16 protein-coding genes are annotated in these 19,238 nt (G+C 75.1%); 9 read left to right on the top strand and 7 right to left on the bottom strand.

The annotated features are described in order from the left end of the window. Positions 1 to 16: 16 nt before the first annotated feature. The 3 genes from eutC to EAH89_RS00935 form a co-directional block, all read right to left on the bottom strand. The gene (gene eutC / locus EAH89_RS00945) at positions 17 to 772 is read right to left on the bottom strand and encodes an ethanolamine ammonia-lyase subunit EutC (RefSeq protein WP_140880887.1); all 756 of its coding nucleotides are present in this window, start codon (positions 770 to 772) and stop codon (positions 17 to 19) included. Further along, positions 765 to 2,162 carry an ethanolamine ammonia-lyase subunit EutB gene (locus EAH89_RS00940; protein WP_140880886.1) on the bottom strand — a complete coding sequence of 466 codons (1,398 nt, stop codon included), beginning with the start codon at positions 2,160 to 2,162 and terminating at the stop codon, positions 765 to 767. Before EAH89_RS00940 ends, eutC begins: the two co-directional genes overlap by 8 nt. 128 nt (positions 2,163 to 2,290) lie before the next feature. Next, on the bottom strand, positions 2,291 to 2,836 hold the full coding sequence (locus EAH89_RS00935; protein WP_140880885.1) for a hypothetical protein: 546 nt from the start codon (positions 2,834 to 2,836) through the stop codon (positions 2,291 to 2,293). Positions 2,837 to 2,894: 58 nt separating this feature from the next. On the opposite strand from EAH89_RS00935, the gene EAH89_RS00930 reads away from it, so the two are divergent. The 3 genes from EAH89_RS00930 (at position 2,895) to EAH89_RS00920 (ending at position 6,022) form a co-directional block, all read left to right on the top strand. Continuing rightward, on the top strand, positions 2,895 to 3,179 hold the full coding sequence (locus tag EAH89_RS00930) for a hypothetical protein (protein WP_140880884.1): 285 nt from the start codon (positions 2,895 to 2,897) through the stop codon (positions 3,177 to 3,179). A gap of 504 nt (positions 3,180 to 3,683) precedes the next feature. Continuing rightward, positions 3,684 to 4,571: an endonuclease/exonuclease/phosphatase family protein gene (locus EAH89_RS00925; RefSeq protein ID WP_241666782.1), complete on the top strand. Its 888-nt coding sequence runs from the start codon at positions 3,684 to 3,686 to the stop codon at positions 4,569 to 4,571. A 2-nt stretch (positions 4,572 to 4,573) separates the two neighbouring features. Continuing rightward, on the top strand, positions 4,574 to 6,022 hold the full coding sequence (locus EAH89_RS00920) for a phospholipase D family protein (RefSeq protein WP_206667418.1): 1,449 nt from the start codon (positions 4,574 to 4,576) through the stop codon (positions 6,020 to 6,022). Between the two features lie 42 nt (positions 6,023 to 6,064). Here EAH89_RS00920 and EAH89_RS00915 read toward each other — a convergent pair whose 3' ends face one another. Next, positions 6,065 to 8,038, bottom strand: coding sequence for an FAD-dependent monooxygenase (locus tag EAH89_RS00915; protein WP_206667417.1), 1,974 nt, complete (start codon positions 8,036 to 8,038; stop codon positions 6,065 to 6,067). A gap of 145 nt (positions 8,039 to 8,183) precedes the next feature. On the opposite strand from EAH89_RS00915, the gene EAH89_RS00910 reads away from it, so the two are divergent. Together EAH89_RS00910 and EAH89_RS00905 are read left to right on the top strand one after the other, a co-directional pair. Further along, entirely contained in the window at positions 8,184 to 10,628 is a 2,445-nt protein-coding gene (locus tag EAH89_RS00910; protein WP_140880883.1) for a methyl-accepting chemotaxis protein, read from the top strand. Positions 10,629 to 10,809: 181 nt separating this feature from the next. Then, positions 10,810 to 11,574 (top strand): FkbM family methyltransferase, encoded by a 765-nt coding sequence (locus EAH89_RS00905; protein WP_140880882.1) that lies wholly within the window; start codon positions 10,810 to 10,812, stop codon positions 11,572 to 11,574. Positions 11,575 to 11,660: 86 nt separating this feature from the next. Here EAH89_RS00905 and EAH89_RS00900 read toward each other — a convergent pair whose 3' ends face one another. The 3 genes from EAH89_RS00900 to EAH89_RS00890 all read right to left on the bottom strand — a co-directional run bounded on the left by EAH89_RS00900 (position 11,661) and on the right by EAH89_RS00890 (position 15,744). Continuing rightward, the gene (locus EAH89_RS00900; RefSeq protein ID WP_161993446.1) at positions 11,661 to 12,701 is read right to left on the bottom strand and encodes an acyltransferase family protein; all 1,041 of its coding nucleotides are present in this window, start codon (positions 12,699 to 12,701) and stop codon (positions 11,661 to 11,663) included. Between the two features lie 215 nt (positions 12,702 to 12,916). Beyond that, positions 12,917 to 13,927 (bottom strand): Bug family tripartite tricarboxylate transporter substrate binding protein, encoded by a 1,011-nt coding sequence (locus EAH89_RS00895; RefSeq protein ID WP_140880880.1) that lies wholly within the window; start codon positions 13,925 to 13,927, stop codon positions 12,917 to 12,919. A gap of 113 nt (positions 13,928 to 14,040) precedes the next feature. Next, on the bottom strand, positions 14,041 to 15,744 hold the full coding sequence (locus EAH89_RS00890; RefSeq protein ID WP_140880879.1) for a di-heme-cytochrome C peroxidase: 1,704 nt from the start codon (positions 15,742 to 15,744) through the stop codon (positions 14,041 to 14,043). 160 nt (positions 15,745 to 15,904) lie between these two features. Between EAH89_RS00890 and EAH89_RS00885 the strand changes: the two genes are divergently transcribed. The 4 genes from EAH89_RS00885 to EAH89_RS00870 all read left to right on the top strand — a co-directional run bounded on the left by EAH89_RS00885 (position 15,905) and on the right by EAH89_RS00870 (position 19,236). Beyond that, positions 15,905 to 16,666 carry an SDR family oxidoreductase gene (locus EAH89_RS00885; protein ID WP_140880878.1) on the top strand — a complete coding sequence of 254 codons (762 nt, stop codon included), beginning with the start codon at positions 15,905 to 15,907 and terminating at the stop codon, positions 16,664 to 16,666. Between the two features lie 106 nt (positions 16,667 to 16,772). Next, complete coding sequence (locus tag EAH89_RS00880; protein WP_140880877.1) at positions 16,773 to 17,249, top strand: hypothetical protein; 477 nt, start codon at positions 16,773 to 16,775, stop codon at positions 17,247 to 17,249. 392 nt (positions 17,250 to 17,641) lie between these two features. Next, positions 17,642 to 18,292 carry an aldehyde dehydrogenase iron-sulfur subunit PaoA gene (paoA, locus tag EAH89_RS00875; protein ID WP_140880876.1) on the top strand — a complete coding sequence of 217 codons (651 nt, stop codon included), beginning with the start codon at positions 17,642 to 17,644 and terminating at the stop codon, positions 18,290 to 18,292. After that, positions 18,289 to 19,236 carry an FAD binding domain-containing protein gene (locus tag EAH89_RS00870; RefSeq protein WP_140880875.1) on the top strand — a complete coding sequence of 316 codons (948 nt, stop codon included), beginning with the start codon at positions 18,289 to 18,291 and terminating at the stop codon, positions 19,234 to 19,236. Before paoA ends, EAH89_RS00870 begins: the two co-directional genes overlap by 4 nt. Positions 19,237 to 19,238: the final 2 nt, after the last annotated feature.

Below are 19,238 nucleotides of genomic sequence, written 5' to 3'. Positions count from 1 at the left end.
TCCTTCCCGTGTCGTCTCAGCCCCCTGCCGGCCCATCGAGGCCCGCGGGATCGGCGTCGTCCTTCAGCCCCGTGCCGGTCAGCTTCCGGTTCAGCGCCTCGCGCATCAGCCAGGCGAGCTTCGCCGCGGCGAGCTCGGGGCTCAACCCGCCCTGAGCGTGGATGTTCGAGAGGCAGTTGCGCTCCGAATCCCGCCGGCCCGGCCGGGGCTCGAAGGTGAGGTAGACGCCGAGGCTGTCCGGCACGCTCAGCCCCGGCCGCTCGCCGATCAGCACCGCCACCAGCCGCGCCCCGAGCCGCTCCCCCACCGCGTCGCCGAGCGCCACGCGCGCCTGCGTCGCGATGACGGCGGGGCCGATCCGCCAGCCCGGCAGCCGCGCGAGGCAGGCGTGGAACAGGGCGGGGGCGTGGCGCTGCACGGCGGTGGCCGAGAGCCCGTCCGCGAGCACGAAGGCGACGTCGCAGGCGCCCGCGGGCAGCGCGGCCCCGGGGTGCAGGCGCCGGCCGAGGTCGGGACGGCGGAGATAGGTGCCGCGGTCGGGCGCGGCGCTGCGGGCCTGGAGGACGGGATGCGGACGGAGCGCCTCCGCCAGCGCGGCGGTGTCGAGCGGCGCGTGAACCGCGTCCCGCGCCAGGGCATGCGCCATCTGCAAGGCCAGCACCTCGCGCAGCGGCAGGGCGTCGCCGGCCTGGCCGAGGCCGATGCGGGCGCGCGTGGCCCCGCGCAGCCGCGCCCAGGGATCGGGCGCCGCGGCGCGCGGCGTCTCAGCCACCGCCCGCCTCCTGGGCGAGCTGCAGCAGGCGGGAGGAGGCGAGGGGAGGCGGGCGGATGGCGCCGTCCGCTCCCGCGATCCCCATGCGCGCGAGCCAGGCCTCGAACTCGGGCGCGGGGCGCAGGCCGAGCAGGGCGCGCAGCGCGAGGACGTCGTGGAAGGAGAGGCTCTGGTAGTTGAGCATGATGTCGTCCGCGCCCGGCACGCAGATGAGGAAGTGCACGCCCGCGACGCCGAGCAGCGTCATCAGCCCGTCCATGTCGTCGCCGTCGGCCTCGGCGTGGTTCGTGTAGCAGACGTCCGCCCCCATCGGCAGGCCGAGGAGCTTGCCGCAGAAATGGTCCTCGAGCCCCGCGCGGATGATCTGCTTGCCGTCGTAGAGGTATTCGGGGCCGATGAAGCCGACCACCGTGTTCACCAGCAGCGGGCGGAAGGCGCGGCAGACGCCCTGGGCGCGGGCCTCCAGCGTCTGCTGGTCCACGCCGTGATGCGCCTCTGCCGAGAGCGCGCTTCCCTGGCCGGTCTCGAAGTACATCACCTCGCCCGAGGGGCCGGCGCGGTTCAGCGACAGCGCGGCGTCGCGAGCCTCGCGCAGCGTCGCGAGGTCGACGCCGAAGCCGCGGTTGGCCCCCTCCGTCCCGGCGACGGACTGGAAGACGAGGTCCACCGGCGCGCCGCGCGCCATGAGGGCGATGGCGTTGGTCACGTGCGTCAGCACGCAGGTCTGCGTCGGGATGTCGTAGCGGGCGCGGAGCCCGTCGAGCATCTCCAGCAGCGTGAGCGCGGTGGGCAGGCTGTCGGTGGCCGGGTTTACGCCGATCACCGCGTCGCCGGAGCCGTTCAGCAGCCCGTCGAGGGTGGAGGCGGCGATGCCGCGCGGGTCGTCCGCGGGATGGTTGGGCTGCAGCCGCGTGGCGAGCCTTCCCTCCAGCCCGAGCGTGCAGCGGAAGGCGCTCACCACCCGCCGCTTGCGCGCGACCGCGATCAGGTCCTGGTTGCGCATGAGCTTCGACACCGCCGCCGCCATCTCCGGCGTGACGCCCGGCGACACCGCGGCGAGGGCCGGGCCGTCCGCCTCGTGCGAGAGGAGCCAGTCGCGGAAGGCCCCCACCGTCAGGCCCGAGAGCGGCGCGAAGGCGCGGGCGTCATGGGTGTCGAGGATCAGCCGCGTGACCTCGTCGGCCTCGTAGGGCACGACGGCCTCGGAAAGGAAGGCCGCGAGCGGCAGGTCGGCCAGGGCGAGGCGCGCGGCGACCCGCCGGGCGTCGCTCCCGGCCGCGATCCCCGCGAGCTCGTCGCCCGAGCGGCGCGGGGAGGCGGCGGCGAGAAGCGTCGCCAGGCCGTCGAAGCGGTGGCTCTCCCCGCCGGCGATCGCGCTCCAGCTTCCCATCGGCCCTCCGCCGGCGAGCGTCCCCCGCGCCGCGCCGCCTGTCCAGCGGCCGCCGGGGACCTGCTGGGACGCACCGTCAGGCGAAACCAGCCGGAAACCTTCGGCCTTCCGCGCGATTCGTTTCCTCATCAGGCCTGATCGAGCAAGGTGATCCCCATGGCAAAGACCCCCCGCGACAAGGACAAGGCCGCCCCGGCGCCGGAGGCGAGGCGGCGGTCGCGCGCCGCGGCCGCAACGCCGAGGCCCACGGCGGCGAAGCGCAAGCCCGCAGCGGCGGCCAGGAGCGAGCCCGCCAGGGCGCGCGCGGCGAAGCCCGCGCCGGCAAAGGCGGCTCCCCGCAAGACAGGGGCCACGAAGGCGCCGGCCGCAACGGCGAGCGCGGGGCGGGCTGCGGCCGCGAAGGCCACAACGGCGCGCAGGACTGGCCCCGCGACGTCGAAGCGCGCGGCCGGCACCGCCACGGCGAAGCCGGCGCGGCGCGGCGCCGGCAAGGCGGCCGCGGCCGATCGGCCCGCAAAGCGCAGCGCCCGGCCGGCCTTGGCCAAGGGCGCGTCGCCGGCCAGGACGCGGCGCGCCGCTTCAACCAAGAAGGCAGAGGCGCCGAAGACCAACCCGGCGCCCCGCCGCGCGGCCTCGCGCCCGGTCCAGCCGGCCGGCGACGCCGCGGCGAGCAAGCCCCGGGGCCGTGGCCCGGTCGCTCCGGAGGAGCAGCGCGCCGGCTCGGAGACGCCGATGCCACCGGCGACCGAGCCCGCGACGCCCGAGGACGCGGCGCCAGCCCTGGCCGCGCGGAGCAGGGCGCGCTGGTACGCGGCCGGCATGCCCTCGCTCGCGCAAGCGGGCGCGGAGGCGATGGCGACGATGACGGTCCGGGCGGTCGCGGCCAGCGCCGCCGCGCTGACGGCCGCCGCCATGGCGACGAACGCCGCGGCCGCGGCGACGATGCGGCCCGCCGCGCCGCCGGCCCCGGACGAGGGTGATGCCTCGCCGGGCCGGGAGAAAGAGGGAGACGACTAGGCCGTCCCGCCGCTCCGAAGTGGATGGGCGGCGCGCGGCGGGGCGGAGCCCGGCTGGCCGAGGACGGGGGCACCGGCCCCCGCCCACCGGCCGCTGTCGGGCGAGAGCCCGGTGCTAGGGCCCCGGGCTACGACCCGACGGGGGCGTTGCTGAAGCCGCGCGGGTGCCGGTCGTGCATCGAGCGGCTGACCCAGACATTGACGGCGCAGACGGCAGCGAGGCCAACGAGGAATGCGAACATGGCAAGGGGCTCCTAATGCCTGTTCCCTCCCTATTCCTCCCCCCTATGTTGCGCTGCACCATGCATTCCGCAAGTAAGGTTTTGTGCCCAACGATCACCCGCGCGCGATTGGCGCGTGACGCAACCGGTGCGCTGTTGTAACGGCGTGCGCGGCCTGTCGCGTCGTGCGCTTCCGCCGGTGCCCTCGAGGGCGCCGGGCCGGGGGTTCACGCGGGCCGGAGCCGCCTTGAAGGCCCGGGCGGAAAGGGCCAAACCAGGGTCGCATGACCGATACCCCTGAGCGGACCGCGCGTGGAATGAACGGGTTGATCGCGCGCCGGGGCCGCGAGGCCGTGTCGCCAGCGCTCGGCGTGCTCGCGCTGCTCCGCGCCCGCAGCCGCCCGGCGATGACGGCGCGCCGCGTGTCCGGGGCCCTCACCATCGTCTCCTACAACGTCCACAAATGCGTCGGCGTGGACAAGCGCTTCGACCCCGCGCGCATCGCCGAGGTGATCGCCGAGACCGGGGCCGACATCGTCGCCCTGCAGGAGGCCGACCGCCGCCTCGGGCGCCGCGTCGGCCTCCTGGACATGGCGACCGTCGAGCGCCGCACCGGGCTGCGCCTCGTGCCCCTCTCCACCACGCCGGGCGGCCATGGGTGGCACGGCAACGCGCTGCTCGTCCGCGTCGGCCAGCCCGCGGGCGTGCGGCGCCTGACGCTCCCGGGCGGGGAGCCGCGGGGTGCCGTCATCGCCGACCTCGAGCTTCCGGCCGGGCGCATCCGCGTCGTGGCCGCGCATCTGGGCCTTCTCAAGCGGCACCGGGAGCGCCAGGCGGCCGCCATCCTCGCGGCGCTCGCGGAGGATCCCGAGGTCCCGACGGTGGTGCTGGGCGACCTCAACGAGTGGCGACCCGGCCAGCGCTCCTCCCTCGGCGCGCTCGAGCGGAGCTTCGGCCACGCGCGGGCGTCGCCGCCGACCTTCCCGAGCCGCCTGCCCGTGCTCGCGCTCGACCGCATGTTTTGGAACCGCCCGGGCCTCGTCGCGGCGGTGGAGGCGCACGACACGCCGCTCGCGCGGCTGGCCTCGGACCATCTCCCGCTGAGGGCGCGCCTCGACCCGGCCATCCTGGCCGGCGGCGCCGCCCTCGACGGGGCCTCGGAGGCGGCCTGAGCGTGTCGCCCGCGGCCGCCAGCGAGGGCGGCCGGGCCGCCCTCCGCCCCCTGCCCGACGCGCCGCGGAACGAGGTGGGCCTGGCGGTGGGCGGGCTCGCGGCCTTCGCCGCCCGCGTGCGCGCGGCCCGGGGCGCCACGCGCACGCTCGACCTGCAGTACTACATCTGGCGGGACGACCTCAGCGGCCGCCTTCTCGCGCGCGAGGTTCTGCGGGTGGCGGGGCGCGGGGTGCGCGTGCGGCTCCTGCTCGACGACATGTACGCGATCGGGCGCGAGCGCTACCTCTCCGCCTTCGACGCCCATCCCTTCATTGAGGTGCGGCTGTTCAACGCAACGCGCTGGCGGCGCTTCGGCAAGGCCGGCCTCCTGCTGGAGATGCTCTTCGGCGGCTGGCACCTGAACCGGCGGATGCACAACAAGGCCTGGATCGCCGACGGGCAGGTCGCGATCTGCGGCGGGCGGAACGTGGGCGACGAGTACTTCGACGCCTCCGGCGACTTCAACTTCCGCGACCTCGACCTCGCCGTCGCGGGGCCGGAGGCGCGCGCGGCGCGGGCGGTCTTCGACCGCTACTGGCAGCATCCCCTCTCGCGCCCGGTCGCGGAGATCTGCCGCGCGGCCCACGAGCGCCGCGGCGGGCTGCGCGGCCTGGCCCGTCGGCTGGACCGCGCGGCCGACCGGCCGGAGGCGCGGCCCTTCCGCGACGCGCTCCGCGCCGATCCCGTGGCGGCCGAGATCCTCAGCGGCCAGCGCGCGCCCCTGTCGTCGGTGCCCTCCGGGTGCATCCGCTTCATCGCGGACGACCCCGGCAAGGCGGCGGGTGAGGGGGAGGCCGCGGAACGGATTGCGCCGGCCATCGGCGCGCTGCTGGAGGGCGCCGCCTCGGAGGCGCTGCTCATCTCCCCCTACTTCGTCCCCGGCGAGGCGGGGGCGGTGGTGCTCGAACGCCTGGCGCGCCGCGGCGTGCGGGTCGTGGTGGTGACGAACTCGCTCGCGGCGACCGACGTCGTCGCCGTCCACGGCGGCTACGCGCGCTACCGGGAACGCCTGCTGCGCGCGGGGGTCGAGCTGCACGAGCTGCGCCAGTCCGGCGAGCACGGGGCCAGCATCCTCGGCTCGCGCGGGGCGAGCCTGCACACGAAGGCGCTGGTGGTGGACGGGGCGCAGGCGGCGGTCGGCTCCTTCAACCTCGACCCGCGCTCCTGGGCGCTGAACACCGAGATGGGCACCTTCGTGGCGGACCGGGCGGTGGCGGAGGGGGTGCGACAGGAGCACCGGCGCCTCTGCGCCCCCGCGCGAAGCTGGCGCTTGGCACTCGACCCCGCGGGCGGTCTGCTCTGGACGGCCGGCGGCGCGGGCGAGGCCTGGCGCCGCGAGCCCGAGGCCTCCGCGTCGCGGCGCGCGCTGGCTTGGCTCGTCCGGCGCCTCCCGTTGGAATCGCAGCTCTAGGCTGGCCGCGCCCTGCCCGCCCCGAACGGTCGCGTCCGGGCGTCAGGCCATCTCCGCCGTGGCTGGCACCGCCGGGACTGCCGCTTCGGACGCGGCGGCCACGAGGGCGAGCACGCGCGCCGGGTCGCCCACCTCCTCGGCCAGCAGCAGGGCGAGGCGGGCGAGGAAGCGGCGGTCCGCCTCCTCCCCGGCCGCGTCCACGCCCGCGCTCACGGCCTCGAAGACGCGCTCCAGCCCCTCTCGCCCGAGGGCGCCGACGCGGGCGTCGCCGGCGGGCGGTGCCGCCACGGCGGGGCGGGGCAGGCCGGCCCCGCGGCGGCCGAGGGCCAGGTCGAGCGCGGCGGCCACCTCCCCGGCGCCCGCCGCCGGTCCGAGCCGGGCGGCGACGTGCTCGTCCGGGCGGACGAGGTAGATCGGGAAGGCCGCGGCGGCGAAGCGGCGGGCGAGGGCGCCGTCGGGGTCCAGCACCGCCGGCCCCGCCCCCGGCCGGGCGGCGAGCCCCTCCGCCGGCCCGATCGCGACGACGGAGAGCGGCAGCGCCGACAGCTCCGCGAGGTGCCCGGCGCCGAGGGCCGCCGGGAAGACGAGCAGCGCGAAGCCCCGGGGCGGCAGCGCGTCGTGCAGGTGCTCCGCGCCCGTCCCGCCCGCGAGGACCACCGGCGGGTTCGGCAGGGGCGAGCCGGGCGCGACGCCCGCGCCCCCCGGCGCCGCGTCCGGCAGCACGGCCGGGGAATCGTCGTAGACATGGGCCGAGGATTGCCGGGGGTCCACGAGGACGCTCGCCCAGGGATGCTCGGCGGCGAGGGTCAGCACGGCGTCGCGCAGCAGGCGGACGCCGCCGGCCGGCGGGGACATGAACCAGGTGCTCTTCGACGCCGCCGCGATGTTCTCCCGCGTGGCGCGGAGGCGCTCGTGCGAGTAGCTGTCGAGAAGCGCCGCCGGCGCCTCCCCGCGCGCGACCATCGCGAGCTTCCAGCCGAGGTTATGCGCGTCGTCGAGGCCCGAGTTGAGGCCGCGCACCCCAAAGATCGGCACCAGGTGGGCGGCGTCGCCGGCGAAGAGCACGCGGCCGTGCCGGTAGGCGTCGAGGGTGAGGCAGTGCGCGCGGTAGAGGCTTCGCCAGACGAGCCGCCAGGGCTGGCGCACGCCCATCATGCCGAGCTGCGCGGAGAGGCGGGAGAGGACGTTCTCCTCGCGCAGCGCCTTCTCGGAGTCCTCGTCGTCGCGAAGCTGGTAGTCGATCCGCCAGACGCCATCGGGCTGCACGTGCAGGATCACGGTGGAGCCGGGGTTGGAGGGCGGGTCGAACCACACGTGGCGCTCCACCGGCCAGTCGGCGCCGGGCACCTCGATGTCGGCGATGAGATAGCGGCCCTCGTAGGAATTGCCACGGAGCGAGAGCCCCTTCAGCTCGCGCAGCGCCGAGCGGCCGCCATCGGCCGCGATGACCCAGCCCGCCCGCTGCCGGGAGGCGCCCTCGGCACCGGCGACCTCGAGCGTCACGCCGTCCTCGTCCTCCGCGAGGCCGGTGACGCGGCTGCCCCAGCGCGGCTCGATGCCGTGCTCCCGTAGCGCATCCAGGAGGAAGCGCTCGGTGTAGAACTGCTGGAGGTTCACGAAGGGGGCGTGGCGGTCGCCGGGCGCGTGCGGCATCTCCAGGCGGAAGACCAGCCGGTCCCGGTGGAAGGTGCGGCCGCGGGACCAGGGCAGGGCCTTGGCGGCGAAGGCGGGCCCGGCCCCGATCCGGTCGAGGATCTCCTGGCTGCGGCGCGAGATGCAGATCGCCCGGCTGCTCCAGGCCACGCCCTCCTTCGCGTCGAGCACGACCGGGCGCAGGCCCGCCCGCGCGAGCTCGATCGCGGCCACCAGCCCGACCGGGCCGGCGCCGACGACCACGACCGCGCCGTCCCCGCCGTCGCGCCGCGCGCGACCGGCCGCGGCCTCGTCGATCCCGTCCATGGCCTGACCCCTTCCCCCCGTCGCCTCGCCCGCCACGCCCCGGCGGACGCGCGGCACGGTGCCACCGCGGCGGGCCCCCCGCCAGGGCCGGCCGTTCCGCGCCGCGCCACCGCGCGTTACGCCGGGGCTTCCGCGGAAACCCTCCATTAAGCCCGCGCCCTCAGCCTGCCTCGGCCTGTTTCGCTGAACGGAGGGCGCCTTCGTGCGATCAGCCTCGCTGAACATCCGCGGACGCATCGTCCTGCTGCTGCTGCTCTTCGGCCTCACGCCGGCGGCCCTGCTCGGCGGTGCCTACCTGTGGGAGCGCTCCTCGCTCCGCGCGGTCTCCCTCTCGCGCCTGGCCGACGCCGCGGCGACGCTGAGCGACACGATCGACCGCAACCTGTTCGAGCGCTACGGCGACGTGCAGGCCTTCGGGCTGAACACCGCGGCGCACGAGCCCGGCAACTGGCGCCGCCCCTCCGCGGACAACCCGCTGGTCCGGGTCATGGACCAGTACGTGGCCGCCTACGGCGTCTACAAGCTCTCCCTTCTCGTGAGCCCGTCCGGGGAGGTGCTCGCCGTCAACTCGCGCGACGCCGCGGGCGCACCGATCGCCTCGGAGGGGCTCTACGCGCGCTCCTTCGCCGACGCCGCCTGGCTCGGCCGGACGCTGCGCGAGGAGTTCCTCGTCGGTCCCGAGGGACTGACCGGCACGGTGGTGGAGGCGCCCGCGCGCTCGGCCGAAATCGCCGCGGCCTTCCCGGGCGAGGATGGCTACTCGATCGTCTTCGCGGCGCCGGTGCGTAACCTCGCGGGCGAGCTGATCGGGGTCTGGGCCAACTTCGCCGACTTCGGGCTCGTCGAGAGCATCGTCTCCGACTTCCAGGCGCGCCTCGTCGCCAGCGGCATGCCCAGGGCGGAGGTGACGATCCTCGACCCGTCCGGCGCGGTGATCGTCGACCACGACCCGGCGTCGCGGCCCGGCGCCTACGCCCGCGACTTCGGGGTCATCGGGCGCCTGAACCTTGTCGAGGAGGGCGTGCCCGCCGCGAGGGAGGCGGTGGCCGGCGGCAACGGCGGCGCGATGATCGCGCTGCATCTCCGGAAGGGGATCGACCAGGCCGTGGGCTACGCGCGCAGCAAGGGCGCCATGGGCTTCGCCGGGCTCGGCTGGTCCGCCCTGGTCCGCGTGCCGACGGCGGAGGCCTTCGCGGCGCTGGACCACGTGGAGCGCAAGGGGATGGTGCTCCTCCTGGCCGCGGTTCTCGGCATCGTGCCGCTCGGCTTCTGGATCGGCGCGGGCTTCGCGCGGCCGGTGGTCCAGCTGGCCGCCTCCATGCGGCGGATCGTGGCCGGCGAGGCGACGGCCGCGATCCCGGGCGAGGGGCGGTCCGACGAGATCGGCGGGATGGCCGCGGCCCTCGCCGTGCTCCGCAACCACATGACGGAGGCGGCCGCGCTGCGCGAGCGGCAGGCGGCGGACCAGGAGGCCGCGGAGGAGGCGAAGCGCGGCGCGCTGCAGGGAATGGCGAGCCGCGTGGAGGCCGAGACGGGCGCCGCCGTGGAGGCGATCGGCCAGCGCGCGGCGATGATGGCCGACGAGGCCGACAGCATGGCGCGGATGGCCGAGACGGTCGCGGAGCGCAGCGCCACCGTGGCCGCGGCGGCGCGCGAGGCGCTGGAGAACACCGAGACCGTGGCGGCCGCCACGGAGGAGATGTCGGCGAGCGTGCGCGAGATCTCCTCGCAGATCGCCACCGCCTCCGCCGTCGCCCTTCGCGCCGTGGAGCAGGGGCGTGCGAGCGAGGAGGTCATCCGGGGACTTTCGGCCTCCGCGTCCCGCGTGAGCGAGGTTCTCGTGCTCATCGCGGACATCGCCTCCAGGACCCACCTGCTGGCGCTCAACGCCACCATCGAGGCCTCGCGCGTGGGCGAGGCCGGCCGGGGCTTCGCCGTGGTGGCCGCCGAGGTGAAGTCGCTCGCCGCGCAGACGGCCAAGGCGACGGAGGAGATCGGGCAGAGCGTGGGCGAGATCTCGGCCGCCACCGGCGAGGCCGTGCGGACCGTGCAGGAGATCGCGCGCGGGGTCGACGAGATCAGCGCCATGTCCACCGCCGTCGCCGCGGCCGTCGAGCAGCAGTCCGCGGCGACGAACGAGATCGCCCGGAGCGTCGCCGGGGCCGCCGGCGCCGCGCGCGAGGTGGCCGTCCAGATCGGGCACGTGTCCTCCGCCACGGCCGACGCGGGCCACCGCGCCGGCCAGGTGCGCGAGGCGGCAGCGCAGGCGCGGATCGAGATCGAGAGCATGCGGGGCACGCTGGTGAGGGTCGTGCGCACCTCCACGCCGGAGGTGAACCGCCGCAGCGCGCCGCGCTTCGACATGCCGTGCGAGGCGGTGCTCGGGAGCGCGGGGAAGGAGCACCCGGTCAAGCTGGTCGACATCTCCGCCGGCGGTGCGCGGGTGACCGGCGGCCCCGGCCTCGCGCCCGGCGCGCGCGCGACGCTTCGCGTGCCGTTCCTCGCCTTCCCGCTCGCCGCCTCCATCATTGGCGCGGGAGGCCCGGGTGAGACCCGGCTCCGCCTCGCGCTCGACGAGCAGGAGGAGCGCAAGCTTGCCGCCGCGCTCCCGGCGCTGGAGCGAAGCCGCCCGGCGCGCGCGGCCTGACGGGGCCGCGCGGGCGCGGGAACGCCGGGCATCGCCCCCGGGGCGGCGCAGGGCTCGCGCGCGGCCCTGGGCCTGGCACGGAGCCTTGCCCTGCCGTCGACAAAGTGAGCGGCCGGCCACTGACGGGGCGGACGTCCTCCCATAGGGTGACTTCCGTCGTGGGAAAAAGGTCGCTGCCTTGATGGTGCACAGCATCAGCCACCGAATCTACCGCCGCGTCCGCCAGCTGACGCGCCTGCCCCCGGAAGCGTTGCGCAGCCTGCTCCCCTCGTTCTCGCAGTTCGGCGAGGACCACGCGATGCTGCGGCTCCTGCGTCCCCAGCCCCAGGGCACCTTCGTCGATGTCGGGGCGAACGACCCGCTGGAAGGATCCAACACGGCCTTCCTCTACTCTCTCGGATGGAGCGGGCTCGCGATCGACCCCAACCCGCAGTTCGCGGCGAAGTTCCGGAAGGCGCGGCCGCGTGACACCTACCTGACCATGGGCGTCGCGGAGACGCCGAGCACGCTGACCTACTACGAATTCGAGTACGACAAGTTCAACACCTTCTCGGAGGAGCGGGCGAACCTCATCGCGGCCGATGGCAATCCGCTGAAGGGCCAGCATGCCGTGGAGTGCCGCTCGCTGCGCGATATCGTCGGCGAGCACCTGCCCGGCCGGCACGTCGATCTGCTCTCGGTCGATTGCGAGGGGCTGGATCTGGAGGTTCTGCGGTCGGCCGGGCTCGACGACATGCGGCCCACCGTTCTCATCGTCGAGGACTTCGAGGGGTTCCGCGGCTTCCAGGCGGGGCGGCGCGAGGGAGCGCTCGACGAGTTCCTTCGCGGCGCGGGCTACCTGCCGGTCTGCCAGCTCGCCTGGTCCGCCATCTACGTGGCCCAGGACTGGCGCCGCCTTCCCCAGGGCGCGTTCCGCTTCCCGGAGGAGATGGGCTACTTACCGTGATCTCGGCCGGGCGGTTCCGCGTGGCGCGGCGATCGGGCGGGCGCCTGGCCTGCTCCGGCCACCAGCCCCGCCCGGCGCGGGCGGGATCAGGCGGCTGGCGGCTTGCCAAGGGCCACACGTCCCGGCGCCGGTGGCAACCGCCTCTCCAGCCAGGGGCGGAGCGCCAGCGCGGGCGCCTCCACCCAGTGCCAGGACATCCAGGCCAGCGCCAGGACCACCGGCAGGCTGACCAGGAAGTTCGACCACCACGAGGCGGCGGCGCCGAGCAGCATCGTGGCCGCCTGCTGCACGGGGAAGCCGTAGATGTAGGTGCCGTAGGACAGGTCGCCGAAGCGAAGCGCCACCGGGCGTGTCGCGAGCGCGAGGTAGATGACGAGGTAGACGCCCGCCGTGGCGGCGGCGACCGGAAAGCCGGTGATGGCCACGGAGGCCGCGAGCAGCGCGGCGCAGCCCCACGCCACCCCCGCGCGCAGCGGCACCGCCCAGAGCTGCATCACCGCGCCGCCGGCGAAGAAGCTGCCGAGCTGCACCCACTCTCCCCCGAGCCACAGCTTGTTCGCGACGAGAAGCCCCAGGTAGAGCGCGAGGACGGGCCCACGGCGCAGCAGCCCCGCGAGGCCCAGCGCGAGGACGGCGCCGTAGCAGCCGGCCTCGTAGGCCAGCGTCCAGAGGCTGCCGGCGACGACGCGAGGCAGGGGGTTCGCCGCGAAGAGGCCGGGCAGCCACTCCTGATAGCCGAAGACGAGCAGATTGCCGACGACGAAGCGGTGAGTCTGGGGATCGGCGAGGTAGTCGCGCAGGCCGACCGTGGAGAGCGCCGGGCCGGCCAGGAGCGCGACGAGCAGGAGCATGGCCGCGAGGCCGGGAAGCAGGCGGAGGGCGCGCGCGAGACAGAAGCGCGCGGCGTCCGGCCGGCGCTGGAAGGAGGCGGTGATGAGGTAGCCCGAGACGATGAAGAAGACGATCACCGCCAGACGCCCGATGGTCGTCTGGTGCGCCCCGATCTGCCAGACGGGCTCGCTCCGGTAGTTCCCCTCGGAAAGCTGGAAGGCGTGCGAGAACAGCACCCCCAGGGCGGCCGCCAGCCGGATCAGGTCGAAGTTGTTGGCGACGCGCCGTTCCTGCATGCTCGAGGCCATCCGTCCGTAAGGGCGGAGGGCTGTTAGGCAGGAACGGAGGGGGTGTCCACCCACGCGCCGCGCGGGGCACCGCCGCGTCGGCCGTTGCGACGCGAGTGGATCTTCGTCTCATCGCCGCGAGGTTGTGCTGCGCCGGCGCGCCTGCCCTGGGCTTCGCGCCGGTTGCACCCGGCCGGGCGGTGCGGCGAAGGGGCGCTGGCGGCTTACCCGACATCCATCTGAAGGCCCTCGCGCTGCACCACCGCGCGCCACTTCTCGATCTCCGCCCGCACGAAGGTCGCGTACTCCGCGGCCGTGCCGTAGGCGGGCACGCCGCCCATCTCGGCGAAGCGCTGGCGGGTCGCCGGCAGGTCCAGCATCGCCTTGATCTGCGCGTTGAAGGCCTGGACGACCGGCTCCGGCGTGCCGCCTGGGAGGAAGGCGCCGAACCAGGTGCTGACATCGTAGGAAGCGAGCTCGGGCATCGTCTCGCGCAGGGCGGGCAGCTCCGGCATCTGCGCGATCCGGTCGGCGCTCGTCACGCCGAGGGCGCGCACCTTCCCCGCGCGGATCTGCTCGACGGCCGTGGTCAGGTTGTCGATCTGGAAGTCGACGTCGCCCGCCATCAGCGCCAGCATGGCCGGGCTGGCGCCGCGGAAATGCACCGCCGTGGCCTCCGTTCCCGTGAGCTGCTGGAACCAGACCGCGGAGAGGTGGCCCGACTGGCCGGGCCCCGAGGTGCCGTAATTTAGCCGCCCCTTCCGGTCCCGGAGGTACTGCACGAACTCGGGAACCGTGCGCGCGGGCACGGAGGGGTGGAGCATGAGCGCGTTCGGCCCGCGGATCATGTTGGAGACGGGGGCGAGCTGGTCGGGCCGGTAGGGAAGGTTGCGGAAGAGGGAGTAGGCGATCGACTGCGGGCCGATGTTGCCGATGAGGAGCGTGTGCCCGTCGGGCCGCGCGCGCGCCACCTCCGCCGTGCCGAGCGTGCCGCCGGCCCCCGAGCGGTTCTCCACCACCGCGGGCTGCCCCCAGCGCTCCTGCAGGAAAGGGGCGAGGAGGCGGCCCATGATGTCGGTGGTCCCGGCCGCGGCCGCGGGCACGACGATGCGGACGGGCTGGCTCGGCCGCCAGCCGCCCTGGGACCGGGCCGGGAAGGGGAGGGCGCCCAGCACCGCCCCGGCGCCGAGCAGCCCGGCCCGCCGGCCGATGGCCGGCCGATCAAATTCGTCCATGACGCCTTCCTCCTGCGGGCCCGCCTGTTCCGGCGGTGCCCCGCCCGCGATCCTGCCCGGCCGGCCGCGCCCTGTCATGGCCGCCAGCACCCGGCGGCCCCGCCGCCGCGGGGTCAGAGCGTCTTGAGGAACTCCACGAGGTCGCGCCGCTGGTCCTCGCCCAGGGCGGGACCGATGGTGCCGTTGCCGCGCGGGCCGTCCCGGAATTCGTGGCCGCGGTTCGAGTTGCCGGGGATGGCGGTGTCGAAGCGGAAGCCGCCCTCGAAGGGGCGGGTCTCGAAGCCGACCTCGCGCGGGTTGAACTGCCGGCTGCCGACGAAGAAGGCAGCGTCGCGCCGCTCGGCCGGCAGGAGCAACTGGTAGAGCGTCGGCACCGACCCGTTGTGGAGATAGGGCGCCGTGGCCCAGACGCCGTTGAGCGGGCGGGCGCGGTAGGCCGCCGGGGCGCGCCACTCGTTGACGCGGTAGCCGTCCATCTCGCGGCGCCGCGCCTCGGGGATGCCGTTCTGGGCGTACCAGGCCCCGATGACGCCGGTGGTGACGCGCTGCAGGCCCTCGGCCGCCGAGATCTGCGCCGTGGACCCCGCCTCCGGGTAGGCGCGGCGGCGGATGAAGTTCGTGGCGGCCTTCGGGTCCGTGCCGATGCGCTCCAGCGGGACCATGGTGAGGCGAAGCTCGCGCCGCGGCGGCTCGCCCGGCAGGTCGGCCGCGCTCTCCCAGCGGCCTTCGTGGCAGCCGGCGCAGAGATTGCGGTAGAGGACCTCCCCGCGGCCTGCCGCCGCGCGGTCGATCGGGCCGAGCAGGTCCTCGGGCCAGGCGGGAGGGCGCAGCCCCGCGCCCGGGGCGGGCCCGGCGAGCAGGACCTCCATGGCGTGGATGTTCTCGATCCGGACGGTGGAGCGGTAAAGCTCCTCCGGCGGGCCGGACAGCTTCGTGCCGGCGCGCACGCCCATCGCCTCCGCGACGTTGCGCCCCATCGGCTGGCGGATGGCGCCGTTGTACTGCACCCAGTCGAACCAGGGCGCGTCCCAGAGGGCCGGGTAGCTGACGGGTGCGTCCGCCACGGCGAAGTTGCGCCGGTCGTTGAGCACCGTGCCGAACACGAAGTTCCCGCCGCGCCCGAGCGCGTCGAGCCGCCCGAAGCCCTCGGCGACGGGGTAGAGCCGCGCCTCCCGGGCCTGGCCGGTCTCGTCCTGGCCGGCCGCGATGGCCCGGTCCAGCCGTGCCTTCAGCCGCTCGCGCGCGGCGGTCCCGTCCTCCGCGCCGAGCACCGCCGCGGCGAAGCGGCCGAAGCGCGGCTCGGACTGCTGCGTGAGGAACAGGGCGACGCCGAGCTGCCGCTGGAAGGCGGCCGTGTCCGTCATGGCGGGCCCGCCGTCGACGCGGAGCGCGCGGCCATTCCGCTCGATCTGGCCGGTGTGGCAGGCGGCGCAGGTGAGGCCGACGATCACCTCGCGGGCCTGCCCGTCCTCGCCCGGGAAGCGGTCGTCGGGCGCGAAGCCGACGGGAAGGCCCTGGGGGTTCGCGGCGGAGGGCGGGTCGGGCAGGAAGCCGAAGCGCGCGAGGTACTCGGGCGCCGCGAAGCGCGGGGCGCCCGTCAGGCTGAGCTCCGGCTGCTCGAGCGCCAGGAACCAGGCCATGGGCATGAGCCGCGTGCCCTGGGAGGTGTGATAGAACCAGCCCCGCTGCGCGGGGCTCCAGTTCTGCTCGGCGAAGGCGAGTTCGCCGGCCGGCCGGTATTCCGGCAGGTTGGCGCAGCCAGCGAGGGCGAGGAGGAAGGGCGCGAGCGCCCGGCCAGCGAGCTTAGAGCCCAGCATTGCGTGGACCTCCCGACCCCAGCGTAGGGAGCGCATGTTACGAATCGCGGCGCCACCCCGCAAAGAAAATGCGGAGGCCAGGGGGAACCGATGCTATGCCGAACAGACCCTCGCCACCGTTCCCGGTGCGCCCCCGCTTGATTGCGGCGCCGAGGTCCGCATGAGGCTCCAGGGCAAGGTCGCCGCCATCACCGGCGCGGCCTCCGGCATCGGGGCGGCGACGGCGCTCCTCTTCGCGCGCAACGGCGCCCGCCTTCTCCTCGTGGACCGCGACGAGGAGTCGCTGGCGTCGCTCTCGGCCCGGTTGCGGGGGGAGGGGCACGACGCCATCGCGCGCGTCTCGGACGTGGGCGAGCCCGGCGCGGCGGAGGCGGACGCGGGGGCCGCGCTCGACGCCTGGGGGCGCATCGACGTGCTGATGACGGCCGCCGGCTTCTCCACCGGCGGCACCGCGCTGACGACGAGCCCTGAGGACTGGCGCGCCGTGCTCCGCGTGCATCTCGACGGCACCTGGCTCTGGGCCCGCGCCGTCCTGCCGGGCATGCGGGCGCGGGGCTCCGGCAGCATCATCACCGTTGCTTCGCAGCTCGCGCGGGCGGGCGGGCGGAACAACATTGCCTACGTCACGGCGAAGGGCGGCATCCTCGCGATGACGAGGACGATGGCGCTCGACTCCGCGCCGGACGGGGTGCGCGTGAACGCGCTGCTGCCGGGCGCGATCGACACGCCCCTGCTGCGCCGTGGCTTCGGGCGCGCCGCGGATCCGGCGGAGGCGCGCGAGCGCTCCCGGAGCCGCCACCCGCTGGGGCGGCTCGGCCAGGCCAAGGAGGTGGCGGACGCGGCGCTCTACCTCGCGGGCGACGCCGCCGGCTTCACGACCGGCATCGAGCTGCCGGTCGACGGTGGCTGGCTCGCAGGCTGATATTTCGTTGCGAATGGAAATCTATTCGCGTCGGTTCCCTGTTGTTCTTGCCCCAAGGTCGATTGATCACTAAAAAGTGAAGTCTGATCGGTTTGGGGCGGGTTGGATGACCACCATCGCTTGGGACGGCAAGACTCTCGTGGGGGACCGCAGGGTCAGCGTCGGCACCACCACCTACAGTTCCACCAAGATCCGCCGAACCGCCGACGGGCGCCTCCTGGGCGCCACGGGCGACTGGTACGTGGCCTGCGCGGTCATGGATTGGCTCGACAAGGGCGGCCCCCGCCCGGACGGGCAGGGCTCGGAGCGCTGGTGCACGGCGCTCGAGGTCACGCCGGACGGCCGCTGCTGGCTGCACGGGCGGGACGGCAAGTGGCCGGTGGAGGACGGGTTCACCGCCATCGGGTCGGGCCGCGAGTACGCGCTGGCCGTGATGGCGGTCGGCCTCGACGCGAAGCGCGGGGTGGAGGTCGCCAGCCGCTTCGACCCGGGCACCGGGAACGGGATCGACGCGCTGGAACTCGAGGCACCGGCGGCGGAGATGACGAGCCCCGGCGCCGGGACCCTCGCCATCGCCGCCTGAGGGGCGGCGCGCTAGCGGACGGCGTCCGGCAGGGCGTCCCCGCGCCCCATGCGCGGGGCCGGTTTGGCCGCCAGACGGCCCGTCGACGTCGCAAGGCCGCTGACGCCGCGGGCGCAACCATCCCCTTTACCGGGCACACCCAACGCCGGACGCCGACCCGCCGCGCGTCCTTCAATCCTTAGCCCACAACCGGCGCAGCGACCCTCGTCGCCGCGCGCGGCCGTTCGTCACCTTACCGGAACTTCATTTTCGGGCCCCGGCCGGTCACCTTCCCGGCCACGGGGCGTTCTCACCCCGACGACACCGCGGCCTGGCGCGGGTGCGATCGCGCCGGGCGGACCGGCGCGGGCGCGCCGCGGCCGGTCGTGGGCGATGAAGGATGAGAGACGATCATGCAGGAAGGCAAGGAGTTCCAGCTGTCCCGGCGGGGACTGGCGATCGTGACCGCCGCCGCCGCGGCGGCCACGGGCGGCCCTCCCGCGGCCCAGGCGCAGACCGGCGCGGCGGCCAGCCCGCCGGCGTCGGCACCGGCGATGGAGAAGGTCTCGCTGGTGGTGAACGGGCAGCGCCACGCGCTCGAGCTCGACGCGCGCACCACCTTGCTCGACACGCTCCGCGAGCACCTTCACCTGACGGGCAGCAAGAAGGGCTGCGACCACGGCCAGTGCGGCGCCTGCACGGTGATGGTCGACGGGCGCCGGATCTACTCCTGCCTGACGCTCGCCGTCATGCACGAGGGCGACGAGGTCACGACGATCGAGGGGCTGGGCAAGCCCGGCGACCTGCACCCGATGCAGGCCGCCTTCGTGAAGCATGACGGCTACCAGTGCGGCTACTGCACCCCCGGCCAGATCTGCGCCTCCGTCGCGATGCTCGCCGAGATCAAGGCGGGCGTGCCGAGCCATGTGAGCGCCGACCTGACGGCGGCGCCGCAGCTCACGGCGGACGAGATCCGCGAGCGCATGAGCGGCAACATCTGCCGCTGCGGCGCCTACTCGAACATCGTGGAGGCGATCACCGAGGTCGCGGGGAGACAGGCATGAGGCCCTTCACCTACGAGCGCGCGCGGAGCCCGGCCGAGGCCGCGGCGGCGGCGCAGCGGCCCGGCGCCCGCTTCATCGCGGGCGGAACGAACTTGCTCGACCTGATGAAGCTGCAGATCGAGACGCCCGCGCACCTCATCGACGTGAACGGCCTCGGGCTCGACCGCATCGAGGCGGCGCCCGAGGGCGGGCTGCGGATTGGCGCCCTGGTGCGCAACACCGACCTTGCGGCGGACGAGCGGGTGCGGCGCGACTACGGCGTTCTCTCGCGCGCGCTCCTCGCGGGCGCCACCGGGCAGCTCCGCAACAAGGCGACGACCGCGGGCAACCTGCTCCAGCGCACGCGCTGCCCCTATTTCTACGACACCAACACCGCCTGCAACAAACGCCAGCCCGGCAGCGGGTGCTCGGCGATCGGCGGCTCAACGCGCGGGCTGGCGGTGATCGGCGCCAGCGAGGCCTGCATCGCGACCCACCCGAGCGACATGGCGGTCGCGATGCGCGCGCTGGACGCGGTGGTGGAGACGGTGCGGCCGGACGGCACGGAGCGTGCGATCCCCGTCGCCGCCTTCCACCGCCTGCCCGGCGACACCCCGCACATTGAGACGGCGCTGGAGGCCGGCGAGTTCATCACCGCCGTGACGCTGCCGCCGCCGGCCGGCGGGCGCCAGTTCTACCGCAAGGTGCGCGACCGCGCCTCCTACGCCTTCGCCCTCGTCTCCGTCGCGGCGGTGGTGCAGCGGGACGGCACGGGGCGCGTGGCGCTCGGCGGCGTGGCGCACAAGCCGTGGCGCGTGGAGGCGGCCGAGGGCGAGCTGCCGCGGGGCGCCGGGCCCGCCATGGCGGCGATCCTGGAGGGCGCCCGCCCGACCCATGAGAACGCGTTCAAGGTGAAGCTGGCCGAGCGGGCGCTCGCCGCCGTGCTCGCCGAGGCGAAGGGCTGAGC

The sequence above is a fragment of the Muricoccus nepalensis genome (genome assembly GCF_006438825.1).
GTDB classification, from domain to species: domain Bacteria; phylum Pseudomonadota; class Alphaproteobacteria; order Acetobacterales; family Acetobacteraceae; genus Roseomonas; species Roseomonas nepalensis.
Note: the sequence above shows the minus strand (reverse complement) of the source record. Positions and strands in the feature narration are given on the sequence as shown.

Coding starts and splice junctions, on each gene's coding strand:
- EAH89_RS00925 (WP_241666782.1), top strand. CDS start 3,684: ATGACCGATACCCCTGAGCGGACCGCGCGTGGAATGAACGGGTTGATC.
- EAH89_RS00885 (WP_140880878.1), top strand. CDS start 15,905: ATGAGGCTCCAGGGCAAGGTCGCCGCCATCACCGGCGCGGCCTCCGGC.
- paoA (WP_140880876.1), top strand. CDS start 17,642: ATGCAGGAAGGCAAGGAGTTCCAGCTGTCCCGGCGGGGACTGGCGATC.
- EAH89_RS00900 (WP_161993446.1), bottom strand. CDS start 12,701: ATGCAGGAACGGCGCGTCGCCAACAACTTCGACCTGATCCGGCTGGCG.
- EAH89_RS00870 (WP_140880875.1), top strand. CDS start 18,289: ATGAGGCCCTTCACCTACGAGCGCGCGCGGAGCCCGGCCGAGGCCGCG.
- EAH89_RS00940 (WP_140880886.1), bottom strand. CDS start 2,162: ATGGGAAGCTGGAGCGCGATCGCCGGCGGGGAGAGCCACCGCTTCGAC.
- EAH89_RS00905 (WP_140880882.1), top strand. CDS start 10,810: ATGGTGCACAGCATCAGCCACCGAATCTACCGCCGCGTCCGCCAGCTG.
- EAH89_RS00930 (WP_140880884.1), top strand. CDS start 2,895: ATGCCACCGGCGACCGAGCCCGCGACGCCCGAGGACGCGGCGCCAGCC.
- EAH89_RS00890 (WP_140880879.1), bottom strand. CDS start 15,744: ATGCTGGGCTCTAAGCTCGCTGGCCGGGCGCTCGCGCCCTTCCTCCTC.
- EAH89_RS00895 (WP_140880880.1), bottom strand. CDS start 13,927: ATGGACGAATTTGATCGGCCGGCCATCGGCCGGCGGGCCGGGCTGCTC.
- EAH89_RS00880 (WP_140880877.1), top strand. CDS start 16,773: ATGACCACCATCGCTTGGGACGGCAAGACTCTCGTGGGGGACCGCAGG.